2 protein-coding genes are annotated in these 1314 nt (G+C 59.6%); both read left to right on the top strand.

All coding sequences use genetic code 11. The features are described from left to right. Window positions 1-72 precede the first annotated feature (72 nt). Window positions 73-387 (top strand): PepSY domain-containing protein, encoded by a 315-nt coding sequence (locus QN219_RS33720; protein WP_284004753.1) that lies wholly within the window; start codon window positions 73-75, stop codon window positions 385-387. A 36-nt stretch (window positions 388-423) separates the two neighbouring features. Then, window positions 424-1020, top strand: a complete 597-nt coding sequence (locus tag QN219_RS33715) for a general stress protein (protein ID WP_284004752.1) — start codon at window positions 424-426, stop codon at window positions 1018-1020. Window positions 1021-1314 lie beyond the last annotated feature (294 nt).

Genomic DNA, 1314 nt, shown 5'->3' with positions numbered 1-1314 from the left:
CGCTGGAACCAATTTACTGCCGGGGTGTTTCTAGCATGGGAATCAATCCCTATCGTCGGAAGAGGTAAACACATGAAAAATATGATTATTGTTGCGGCAGCGCTCATGAGCGCTGTGGCCACGGCGTCGCTTGCGCAGACGACACCGTCGTCGGAAGGAGACACGCCTGCGGTCGCGACGCCCGACGCTCAGAATCCCGCGGCGCCAGTTGCAGGGGCGAACAGCTTCACGGAAGCGCAAGCGAAGGCACGGATCGAAGAAGCCGGGTACACCGAAGTCAGCAGTCTAAAACTCGACGACAAGGGTGTGTGGCAGGCAACTGCAATGAAGGACGGCAAATCCGTTTCGGTCGCTCTCGACTACCAGGGCAACATAACCGCGCAGTAGGCCAAAGCGTCCTCCAACCCAAAAGGGAGAATGAAGATGAGAACCGTGACAGGTCTTTTCGATGACTATGGAGCTGCCCGCGACGCCGTAAGCGATTTGGAAGCGGCAGGTGTGCCTTCCGATGACATCAGCATCGTCGCAAACAACACAGGGGATTGGTACTCGACCGACAGCTCGAATGCGGCCGAAGGTGCCGGCACAGGGGCTGGACTCGGAGCAGCCGGAGGTGGCGTTGTTGGGCTTTTAACAGGGCTCGGCCTCATGGCCATTCCCGGAGTTGGGCCAGTCGTAGCCGCCGGATGGCTTGCGGCCACTGCCGTCGGCGCCACAGCAGGTGCCGTCGCTGGCGGCGCGGCGGGAGGCATAATCGGCGCGCTCACGGGTTCCGGGGTCAATGAAGAGGATGCCCATGTTTATGCGGAGGGCGTTCGCCGCGGAGGCACTTTGGTAACAGCGAGGGTCGACGACAGTCTTGCGCATAAAGCAGAAGCAATCCTGCAGCAACGAAACCGGGTTGATCCTGCTGTCCGCAGGAGCATTTATGCTGAAGAAGGGTGGTCGCGTTTTGATGAAAATGCCGACCCGTACACGCTGGATGAGGTGGAACGGGAGCGTGAGCGGTATCGGATATGAGGCCGTAGCGACACGGCACGGCAAAGTCTAAGTGAACAGCAGGCCTTTGCCGGCTGTTGAAAAACAAAAGGTCCGGCGGGTGTGGCCTGTCGGGCCTCGATTGCCATCGATGCTTGGGACAACGGCCGGTGGGACTTCGCCCGGTCCAAAGGTGATGTCACTGGTGGCTTGGTGCCTCGCGAGAAGTGGGACTTACGTCCGATGCGCTTCCGCATAGGTCCCATGCATGTTCGAGCAGGGAACCGCAGCGTTCGGAATCTGTCGCAGTTAGCGAGCCTCACTGGGGAGAAGATG

This window comes from Sinorhizobium sp. 8-89 (assembly GCF_030124325.1).
GTDB lineage: Bacteria > Pseudomonadota > Alphaproteobacteria > Rhizobiales > Rhizobiaceae > Sinorhizobium.
This window is presented reverse-complemented; position numbering and strand designations above follow the sequence as displayed.

Excerpts from the sequence above, each read along its gene's own strand:
- QN219_RS33720 (WP_284004753.1), top strand. The coding sequence starts at position 73 with ATGAAAAATATGATTATTGTTGCGGCAGCGCTCATGAGCGCTGTGGCC.
- QN219_RS33715 (WP_284004752.1), top strand. The coding sequence starts at position 424 with ATGAGAACCGTGACAGGTCTTTTCGATGACTATGGAGCTGCCCGCGAC.